Raw genomic sequence first — 10,039 nt, 5'->3', positions numbered from 1 at the left:
CGTTGGGCGCGGGCGCGCTATATCGCTGGGCTCGATGCGGAGCGGGATTGCCAGGCGATCGGTTACCTGTTGGCCTGCTATGAGTTCCCCTGGGATACCAACCGAGCGTTGGAACTGGCACTGCTGCGCACCTTCGGCATCGCCAAGGGCACGCCCCTGCTGGTCGCGACCGGCGACCGAATCGGACCTACCCGAACGGCTATAGTATCGAGCAGCTCGGCGCAGACCGAGGCTGACAAGGGATCGAGCCTTTGGCCTTGGGGTCCCTTTGTTGACCAACATCGCTTTCGCGCGAGCCACTTGAAGCCCGCCGCGGAAACCCTATAAAGATGGCGGCTCAGGGCCTGAGCCAAGGCTGTACGCCCGCGGGTGTGCCGTCAAAAGCCGTCCGCTGGCGCAACTCTTTTGTCAATCGTCCGTCGTCATCGAGGATTGTCAACAGATGAAGATTGCGCAGGTTGCTCCGTTGCATGAAAGCGTGCCGCCGAAGACCTACGGCGGCACCGAACGTGTTGTCCACTACCTGACCGAGGCATTGGTCGCCCAAGGCCATGAGGTGACCCTGTTCGCGAGCGCCGACTCGCAGACCAGCGCCAAGCTCCATGCCGTTGTCCCCGAGGCCTTGCGGCTGGGGCGCGAGCACCGTGATCCGCTCGCCTGGCACATGCTCGAGATCGCCGATGTGGCGCGGCTGGCCGGCAAGTTCGATATCGTGCATTTTCATACCGACTATCTGCACTTCCCGCTCTGGCGTCACCTGCAGACGCCGCAGCTGACCACCTTGCATGGGCGCCTGGACCTGCCCGATCTAGCGCCGCTATTCACCGAGTTCCGCGACATGCCCGTGGCCTCGATCTCCGACCATCAGCGCGAGCCGTTGCCGACCGCGCGTTGGGCGGGCACCGTCTACAATGGCTTGCCGTCCGATCTGTACGATTTTCAGCCGCAGCCGGGCGATTATCTCGCCTTCCTCGGGCGCATGTCGCCGGAGAAGGGGCCCGAGACTGCCATCGAGATCGCGCTACGGGTCGGGATGCCCCTGCGCATGGCGGCCAAGGTCGATCCGGTTGATCAGGACTACTTCGATGCGCGCATCCGGCCGCGGCTCACGCATCCGCTGATCGAGTTCATCGGCGAGGTTGACGAGGCCGGTAAGAACGCGCTGCTCGGCGGCGCTCGGGCGCTACTGTTCCCGATCGCCTGGCCGGAGCCGTTCGGACTGGTGATGACCGAGGCCATGGCCTGCGGCACGCCGGTGATCGCCTTCCGACAAGGCTCGGTGCGCGAGGTGATGGCCGAGGGCGTGACCGGCTTCATCGTCGACGACCTTGACACCGCCGTCGGCGCGGTTGGGCGTCTCGATCAGATCGACCGTGCCGGCTGCCGACGCCACTTCGAGCATCACTTCAGCGCCGAGCGAATGGCGCAAGGCTATGTCGACCTCTACCATTCGCTGATCGCCTCGACGGGCGCCGCAGCCTATGATCGTCGTCCAACGCTCGTCGGGCAAGACATCACCAAACCAGCGGCAGAGCAGCTCCCAGAGCAGGTTCCAGGACGCCTGCCGGAGCACCTGCCGACGCTGCCCCATCATCGCCCCTTCATCACCTCTCAGCACCACTCGATGCTACATGGCCTGACGCGCGGCGGTGAGCGTTTCGCCAGCGAGCGCCAACGCGATGACTGGAGCAGCCGCGATGGATGATGCGATTCGCATTCAGGATCGCTGGTACATCCCGGTTACCTCGCCGCGTGCGGACGATCGCACGCGGGTGCTGAAGTCGGCCGATGGCTTTGCGGTATTCAGCCGCCATGGCGACATCGCCCGCGTCGGCCTCGGCGAGCAGGGGCTGTACTACCTGGGCACACGCCATCTCTCGGAATGGCGTCTGCTCATCGACGAGCGCGAGCCGCTGTTACTGAACTCGACCGTGCAGCTGGATAACACCCGGCTGGCGGTCGATCAGACCACCGTCGATCTCTATCAACGCGGTGAGATGGCGCTGCCACAGGACCGGCTGCACCTGCGCCGCGAGTTGGCGATGCATGATTGCGCGCTGACCGAGCGGCTAGAGATCGTCAACTACCATGATGCGGCGCTGCGCCTGGACCTTCAGTACTGCTTCGAGGCCGATTTTCGCGACCTGTTCGAGGTGCGCGGCGAGCGCCGCGCTCGCCGCGGCACCCTGCAGGAGGCGCAGCTCGAGACCGATGCGGTGGTGCTGGGCTACCAAGGGCTCGATGGGGTCAGGCGCCGCACCCGTATCGGCTTCGACCGGATACCGGATGCCCTGAGCGCCCAGCGCGCCCGCTTCCAGCTGGCGCTGGAGCCGGGTGCAAGCTGGACGCTCGAGACCATGATCGCCTGCGCCAGTGGCGAGGCATTCTTCTGCGCCAACGATCATCGGTACTCGGTCGCGGCCGTCGATCGGGAGGTCGCCGAGGATCGCGCCTCGCGCGCCGAGGTCTTCACCGATAACGAGCAATTCAACGACTGGCTCAACCGCTCCGCGGCCGATCTACAGATGCTCTGCACCGAGACCCGGCATGGACGCTATCCCTATGCCGGGGTGCCCTGGTTCTCGACCCCCTTCGGTCGCGATGGCCTAATCACCGCGCTGCAGACGCTTTGGGCGCAGCCGAGCCTGGCCGCTGGCGTGCTGCGCTTTTTGGCCGCGACCCAGGCCGAGCACGAGGACCCGGCCACCGAGGCCGAGCCCGGCAAGGTCATCCACGAGATGCGCGACGGTGAGATGGCCGCGCTCGGCGAGGTGCCATTCCGGCGTTACTACGGCACCGTCGATGCGACGCCGCTGTTTGTGATGCTTGCCGGGCGCTATCACCAGCGCACCGGCGATGAGGCGCTGATCGAGACACTCTGGCCCCATCTGCTGCGCGCGCTCGGTTGGATCGAGCGCCAGCTCGAGCAGCACGGTCTGTTGGTCTATGCGCGCCATGGTCAGCGTGGGCTGGTGCAGCAGGGCTGGAAGGACTCCGATGACTCGGTGTTCGACCGCAACGGCCGCCCTGCCGTGTCACCGATCGCGCTCTGCGAGGTGCAGGGCTATGCGATCGAGGCACTGCGGCGCGGCGCGGCGCTGGCCGAGCTGCAGGGCGAGCCGGCGCAGGCGCAGCGCTGGCTCGTGCTCGCCGATCGGTTGGCCGAGCAGCTCGAGGCGCGCTTCTGGGTCGAGTCGCTCGCTACCTACGCGATTGCTCTGGATGGCGAGGGCCGGCCCTGCGCGGTCCGCAGCTCCAACCCGGGCCATCTGCTTTGGACCCAGGCCATCAGCGGCGAGCATGCGGTGCGGGTCGCCCAGGGACTGGTCTCGCCGCAGGCCTTCAACGGCTGGGGCCTACGCACCCTGTTCGCCGGCGAGCCGCGCTACAACCCGATGTCCTATCACAATGGCTCGGTCTGGCCGCACGACACCGCGATCGCCGCTGCTGGCCTGGCGCAGAACGGCTTTCATGAGGCGGCTTTGACGCTGATCGAGGGGCTGTTCAACGCCTCGATCCACTTCGATCTGCATCGGCTGCCGGAGCTGTTCTGCGGCTTCGAGCGCCAGCCTGGTCAGGCACCGACCCATTATCCGGTGGCCTGTGCGCCGCAGGCCTGGGCGAGCGGGGCGGTGTTCATGGCGGTGCAGGCGATGCTTGGGCTGGAGTTCGAGCCCGAGGGCGCGCGTATCGCGCTGCGCCGTCCACGCTTGCCGAGCTATCTCAACTGGCTCAAGGTGCGTGGCCTGCGCCATGGCGATGCCGAGATCGATGTCCATGTCCACCGCTACGGCGACGAGATCGCGGCTAATGTCGAGCGCCGGGTGGGAGAGGTCGAGCTAGTGGTGTCGGTCTGAGGCTTGGAGTAGGCTGGCGCGGATGTCCTTCAAGATCATCAGTCCGACGATGAGGAATCCTCGCGATGGCATCCGGACAACGCGTGTCTCTGGTCCTTGGTAGCGGCGGTGCGCGCGGCCTGGCGCACATCGGCATCATCCAGTGGTTGGAAGCGCAGGGTTATCAGATCGAGTCCATCTCCGGCTGCTCGATGGGGGCGCTGGTGGGTGGCATCTATGCCGCCGGCAAGCTCGACCGCTATCGCGACTGGGCCTGCGCGCTGCGGCGTACCGACGTGTTGCGCTTCTTGGACCTGGCCTTTCACCCGGCCGGCCTGATCAAGGGCGATCGGATCATGGATCGATTGCGGGAGATGGTCGGTGAGCGCGACATCGAAGCACTGCCGGTCGCTTACACCGCCGTGGCGACGGACATCGAGCGCCAACGCGAGATTTGGATCACCAAAGGGCCGCTGTTCGATGCCATCCGCGCGTCGATTGCGGTACCGACGCTGTTTACACCGCATCCCTATCTGGGCCTGACCTTGGTTGATGGCGGACTGCTGAATCCGGTGCCGATCGCGCCAACCTTTCGCGACATCACAGATCTGACGATTGCCGTGAACCTCAATGGTGATCCTGAAGACGACGGCAAGGCGAAGACCCCGGTGCCGACATCGCAGATGGAGGGCGCGGAGGAGCCTGAAAGCCGTAAGCACCCCGAGGGCCGCGACGATCTGCGCGGTCGCATCCTCGATTTCTTGGACAGCATCGGCAACAACCTAAGATCAGATGACGAAGAGGCCGAGGAGCTCGGTCTCTTCGAGCTGATCAGCCAATCGTTCGAGACCATGCAGAACGCGATTGCGGCGATGAAGCTCGCCGCTTATGCGCCGGATGTGTTGCTCGAGGTGCCGCGCAATACCTGCCAAGCGCATGAATTCCATCGCGCGAGCGAGTTGATCGATGTCGGTTATCAGGTTGCCGAGCGCGGGTTGGCGGGCTCTTCATCGGCCAGCAACCGCTCGACCTCTTGATGCCACTACTTGATCACTGTCTACTGTCTTCTTGCCGATAATCGCCTTCAGTGGTGCTCAAGTCGGGAAGAAGATGATTGACCGTTGCTTGGTCTCAGTACTGGTAGGCCGACTCGATCCGGCCACGGGTCAGCACACCATAGATGTGGTTGATCCCTGGTGCGATCGGTCGGGTGACATAGAGTGCTTCGACGCCCTCGCGATTGAGGATGTCTAAGGCCTCTTGCAGCGTTGCCTGTAGGTGCACAGCAGCCAGCTCGAAGCGGTCTGCCGGGATCTCGAGCAGGTCGATCTCCTCTGCATCCGCGTCTTGCGAGAGATGGCTGGCGATTGCGATGCCGGGCATCGCAAAGGCCGGCTTTCCATCATAGTCGACGATGATCCACTCGGGCTTCTCGCTCATTAAACGCTGGGCCTGTTCGCGGCTGATCTGGGGCTGCTGGCGCGTGAAGCGGGTGTTCATGATGCTCGCCACACCACTGCGCCGCAGCAGGGCAACCACCGGATTGGATCGATAATCCAAGCCGTTGGCCCTGAGCATGGTCACGAACAAGGAGTCCTTCTTGAACAGCTGCTTACTGGTGACTGCGGCGAGGATGATGGTGAGCATGCCGGGCATGATCACACCAGGGCTGTGGGTCAGCTCGACCACGGCCGTCAGCGCTGCAAGCGGCGCTTGCAAGCTGGCACCCATCATCGCTCCCATCCCGAGCAAGGCGTAGAAGCTCGCGTGGTTGATATCGGTGCCGAGCACCGCTGCGGCCGTCACGCCGCTTAGATGACCGAGTGTCGCTCCCATGAAGAGCGCAGGGCCGATGGTGCCACCTGGGATGCCAAGGCCGACGCTGACTGTGGTGGCCAAGAGCTTGGCGATCAGCAAGATGAGCAGGAAGGTCCAGGGGAGGGTTTGCGTCAGCAGGTCATCGAGCGAGTCATAGCCGAGCCCCATGACCTCAGGGGAGAAAATGCCGAAGACGCCGGCGACAAGACCGGCGAGCATGATCCGCCGAAAGAAGTCGATTTGCTTGCCGGCGCTCGCAATCGACTGCACGAGCTGGATATAGGCTGCTGAGACCGTGCCGGCGAACACGCCGATCAACAGCACCGGTAGCAGGTCTGAGACCGCGGTGAGCAAGAAGGTGGGCACCTCAAGGATCGGGGCACTGCCGAAGAGCGACACCGACAGGGCATTGGCACTGACCGCAGCCAGGATGATCGGGATGAAGCCGGTGATGCTGTATTCGAGAGCAAGCACCTCGAGGGCAAAGATGACGCCCGCCAGCGGCGTATTGAAGGAGGCCGAGATGCCTGCCGCAGTGCCGCAGGCGACCAGGGTACGGATACTGTTGTTCGGCAGGCTCAGCCACTGCCCGAGCAGACTGCCGCTGGCCGCGCCGAGATAGACATGCGGTCCCTCACGGCCAACCGAATGGCCGCTGACGATGGCGATGGCGGCGCCAAAAAACTGCAGCATGAAGCCGCGCAGGCTCATATGCCCCTGGTGATACTCCATGCGCTCTAGCACTCGAGCGATGCCAAGCACATAGATGCCTTTCGCGAACCGCAGGAACAGCAGCGCGATCAGCACCGCGCCTAGCAGTGGCAGCACGAAGCGCCAAACGGGGGCTATGGCCTCGTAGTTCTCGCCGTGCTCGGGCAGCATCAGCGCTTGCGTGCCTTCCACGGCGAGACGAAAGGCGACGATGACGATCCCCGTTGCAAGGCCGGTGACGAGCCCGAGCAGGGCATGTGCGAGCAGCGCGTCGGGCCGCGCGAGCTGCAGCCGCAACCGTTCTAAGCTCGGTCGCCATCCGCCCATGAAGTCTCGTTTGCCCATGGCGGTGATTATCGGTACATCGAACGCCACTCAGCAAACCAATCTGCTGAGCCTCCGCTTCACTTTCCTGTCCGAGCTGTCTCGACGGGGGGTTAATCGCCGCTGGTCAGATTCGGCTATCGCGTTGACCCGGCCCGGCTTCGCGGTTTGCGCCTCGTATGATAGCGTTGCGCTCTGAATGGTCCATGGCATCAATTTGGGGCCTTTATCATCTGCGTCATGCCCAACCAAATCCGTTCGTGCTCTCGTGAAGAGGCCTGGGCTGACCCCTCGGGGCTGAGCGGCGGTCATGCCTGGGCGGTCATGATCGCGTTGACGTCGCTGGGGCTCCTTGCTCTGGCGGCCATGCCGCTGGCACTAAGGGACCAATTGCTCCTAGCGGCGGCGCTGCTGGTGGCAATGCTGAGTCTGCGGCCGGCGGCACTGCGCCAGCTCTATGTCAGCAATCTCGGGCTGCTGCTGCGCTTTCTTTTGTTGACGCTGGGGCTGTTTATCAGCACCCGCTATCTGCTGTGGCGGTTGCTCTATACCCTGCCGACAGATACGGGGTTGGACTTTGTCCTTGGCTTGGCGCTTTACCTGGGCGAGGTCTTTGCCTTCGCTATCCTGGTACTGGGTGTCTTTGTGTCGCTGCGTCCGATGACGCGCTCGGTCGCCCCATTGCCCGATGATGAGTCTTGCTGGCCGAGCGTTGATGTCCTGATCCCGAGCTATAACGAAAGCGCAGAGCTGCTTGAGACCACCTTACTGGGCGCGCGAAACATCGATTACCCGCGCGAGAAGCTGACGATCTATCTACTCGACGATGGCGGTACGCTGGAGAAGCGTCATCAGCGCGACCCCGAGCGGCGCCGCGCGGCGCAGCAACGCCATCGGCAACTGATGGCGCTCTGCGAGCGCCTGAATCTGCGTTATCTGACGCGCGAGCGCAATCATTCGGCCAAGGCCGGCAATCTGAACGACGCGCTGCCGAAGATACAGGGTGATCTAGTACTGATTCTGGATGCGGACCACGTGCCGACTCGCGACATCCTGCACAACACGGTTGGCTGGTTTCTGCGCAACCCTAAGCTGTTCTTGGTGCAGACGCCGCATTTTTTTCTCAGCCCGGACCCCATCGAAAAGAATCTCGCGACCTTCCAGCAGATGCCGAGCGAGCAGGAGATGTTCTATACCAACATCCAACGCGGACTGGATTTCTGGAATGCCTCCTTCTTCTGTGGCTCGGCAGCGGTCCTGCGGCGCAGCTGTCTCGACGAGGTCGGCGGCCTAGCCGGAGACACCATCACCGAGGATGCCGAGACCGCCCTGGAGCTGCACCGCCGTGGCTATGATAGCGCCTATATCTGGCGGCCCATGATCGCCGGCCTGCAGCCCGAGACCTTCAGCTCCTTAGTGACGCAGCGCGCGCGCTGGGCGCAGGGCATGACTCAGCTCTTGCTGCTGAAGAATCCGTTGCGAGCGGCGGGTATGCGCTGGTGGCAGCGGCTGTGCTACCTCAATAGCATGCTGTTCTGGTGGTTCCCGTTTGCGCGTCTCGTGTTCTTGTTCGCGCCGCTGGCCTACCTGTTTTTCGGGCTTGGCATCTTCGATGCCGATTTCATCGAGCTCCTCGCCTATATGATTCCGCACCTGATCGGGGTGCTGATCCTGATCGATTACCTCTACGGTAACGCGCGCTGGAGCTTTGTTTCGGAGTTCTACGAGACCGCACTCAGCCTCTTCCTGATCAAGCCGCTTATCACCGTGATACGTAAGCCACGCGCGCCGCATTTTGCCGTGACGGCCAAGGGTGAGGTCGCCGGGCAGGATTTTATCTCGCCTTTGGTGCGGCCGATCTACTGGCTGCTCGCACTCACCTTAGCGGGCATCTTGGCGGGGGTCCTGCGCGTGACGCTAGTGCCAGGCAGTCTGGTCACTGATCTGGTCACCTTGTTTTGGGCCTCGCTGAACCTGTTGCTGCTTGCTGGTGCGCTCGGCGCTCTGCTGGAACGCCAGCAGCGCCGTGTGACACCGCGTTTTCCTTTTGCCGTACAAGCATCTCTGTACTGCGCCGGAGACTGGATCGCTGGTCGCACGTCCGACCTCTCGGTCGAAGGGGTCGGTCTGGTGCTTGACCCAAGCGAGCGCGAGCGTCTGGCCGGGCTGCGATGGACGCGCATCAGCATGACGGTGCCGGATGGCGAATCGCTGGAGCTTAGCGTCGAGCTAGTGGACATGCAAACCGACGAGCGGTCGCTGCGTCTAGGTTGCCGCTTCGCCACCCCAGAAGGGCAGCTGACCACGGCAGAGAAGGCGGCTGTTGTGCGTCTGGGCTATGGCAACAGCGACCAGTGGCGCGCCATGCTACTGGCGCGCAATCGGCGTGTTGGCATCGTCCCCGCCTTCCGCAGCATGCTTGACCTGGTGCTTCGGCGTGCGCTCGCGCATCTACTCTGTGTTATTCGCCGCTCGCGCCGAAGGCCTGTGCAACCGCTGGTCGAGCCGATCAGTCGCTCTGTTTGATGAGGTAACCCGTCTTGCATCAGTCATCCCGCTCATGGCATTGGCCAGGCGCCTTGTGGTCGCTATGGTTACCGATGGCCGCGGCCGCATTGCCGCTCGCCGTCTTAGCGCAGGGTCCAGATCCGGCCACAGGCGCGGCGGCGAGTCGCGGTGATGCGCCCAGCAGCGCGCTAGCGTTGCCGAATCAACCTGGGTCGAGCCGAACAGGCGACGCTTCGGAGCAACAAGCGCCTGATCCAGCGCCCGACCCGGGGGCCGAGGAGGTCGAACAGACGCTGGCGAGCTTCCTTTCCGGCAGGGAGCGCATCCTGTTGCAGGGCGCTCAGGCGCAGGCCGATATCAACCTGCCATTGCCGCTGCGCTGGGAGCCGCGCGCGCTGACGCTTAAGCTTCAGTATCGCAACTCCGTCAGTTTGGTGCGAGCGCGCTCGCAGCTGCGCGTGGTCTTGAATGGGCTCATTATCGCTCAGTTCGCGCTTGATCCTGAGAGGCCCGAGGGCGAGGCGCGTATCCGTTTGCCGCTGGACCTGCTGCAGAGCGGCTATAACCAGCTGAGCTTCGCGGTCGCTCAGCACACCGAGGAGCGCACCTGCGAGGACCCCAAGGCACCCGAGCTCTGGACCCAGATCGATGCCCAGACATCGACCCTAAGCCTGACCTATCGGCGCCTGCCACTGGTTAACAGCCTGGCAGATTTGAGCGCTTTCGCCGACCGCCACCGCTGGGGCCAGGCCCGTCTGCGTATCCTGATGCCGTTGGAGCAGGGACAAGCGCGCGCTGAGCAGCTGCGTTGGGGGGCACTGGTGGCGCAGGCTGCGGCGATA

Annotated in this window: 6 protein-coding genes and 1 pseudogene; 6 read left to right on the top strand and 1 reads right to left on the bottom strand. The window is 63.8% G+C overall.

Translation table 11 applies throughout. The features are described 5' to 3' along the window. From ACY693_RS09000 to ACY693_RS08985, 4 genes and pseudogenes are all read left to right on the top strand, one after another. Window positions 1–327 (top strand): annotated as a pseudogene (locus ACY693_RS09000) (hypothetical protein); the annotation flags it as partial. Window positions 328–442: 115 nt separating this feature from the next. Continuing rightward, window positions 443–1,705, top strand: coding sequence for a glycosyltransferase family 4 protein (locus tag ACY693_RS08995; protein ID WP_462321492.1), 1,263 nt, complete (start codon window positions 443–445; stop codon window positions 1,703–1,705). Then, entirely contained in the window at window positions 1,680–3,857 is a 2,178-nt protein-coding gene (locus ACY693_RS08990) for an amylo-alpha-1,6-glucosidase (RefSeq protein ID WP_462321491.1), read from the top strand. The genes ACY693_RS08995 and ACY693_RS08990 overlap by 26 nt, the downstream gene beginning before the upstream one ends. A 65-nt stretch (window positions 3,858–3,922) precedes the next feature. Then, the gene (locus tag ACY693_RS08985) at window positions 3,923–4,873 is read left to right on the top strand and encodes a patatin-like phospholipase family protein (protein WP_462321490.1); all 951 of its coding nucleotides are present in this window, start codon (window positions 3,923–3,925) and stop codon (window positions 4,871–4,873) included. 94 nt (window positions 4,874–4,967) lie between these two features. Here the strand turns inward: ACY693_RS08985 and ACY693_RS08980 are convergent, their stop codons facing one another. Further along, window positions 4,968–6,710 (bottom strand): chloride channel protein, encoded by a 1,743-nt coding sequence (locus ACY693_RS08980; RefSeq protein ID WP_462321489.1) that lies wholly within the window; start codon window positions 6,708–6,710, stop codon window positions 4,968–4,970. Between the two features lie 303 nt (window positions 6,711–7,013). Here ACY693_RS08980 and bcsA point away from each other — a divergent pair, with 303 nt between their 5' ends. Together bcsA and ACY693_RS08970 are read left to right on the top strand one after the other, a co-directional pair. Further along, window positions 7,014–9,215, top strand: a complete 2,202-nt coding sequence (gene bcsA, locus ACY693_RS08975; RefSeq protein ID WP_462321488.1) for a UDP-forming cellulose synthase catalytic subunit — start codon at window positions 7,014–7,016, stop codon at window positions 9,213–9,215. A 74-nt stretch (window positions 9,216–9,289) separates the two neighbouring features. Continuing rightward, the coding region (locus ACY693_RS08970; protein ID WP_462321487.1) for a cellulose biosynthesis cyclic di-GMP-binding regulatory protein BcsB at window positions 9,290–10,039 on the top strand (750 nt) is incomplete at its 3' end.

The organism is Halochromatium sp., assembly GCF_054919635.1.
This window is presented reverse-complemented; position numbering and strand designations above follow the sequence as displayed.

What these genes read in the sequence shown, in the direction of transcription:
- ACY693_RS08995 (WP_462321492.1), top strand. Translation starts at nt 443, where the DNA reads ATGAAGATTGCGCAGGTTGCTCCGTTGCATGAAAGCGTGCCGCCGAAG.
- ACY693_RS08990 (WP_462321491.1), top strand. Translation starts at nt 1,680, where the DNA reads ATGACTGGAGCAGCCGCGATGGATGATGCGATTCGCATTCAGGATCGC.
- ACY693_RS08985 (WP_462321490.1), top strand. Translation starts at nt 3,923, where the DNA reads ATGGCATCCGGACAACGCGTGTCTCTGGTCCTTGGTAGCGGCGGTGCG.
- ACY693_RS08980 (WP_462321489.1), bottom strand. Translation starts at nt 6,710, where the DNA reads ATGGGCAAACGAGACTTCATGGGCGGATGGCGACCGAGCTTAGAACGG.
- bcsA (WP_462321488.1), top strand. Translation starts at nt 7,014, where the DNA reads ATGATCGCGTTGACGTCGCTGGGGCTCCTTGCTCTGGCGGCCATGCCG.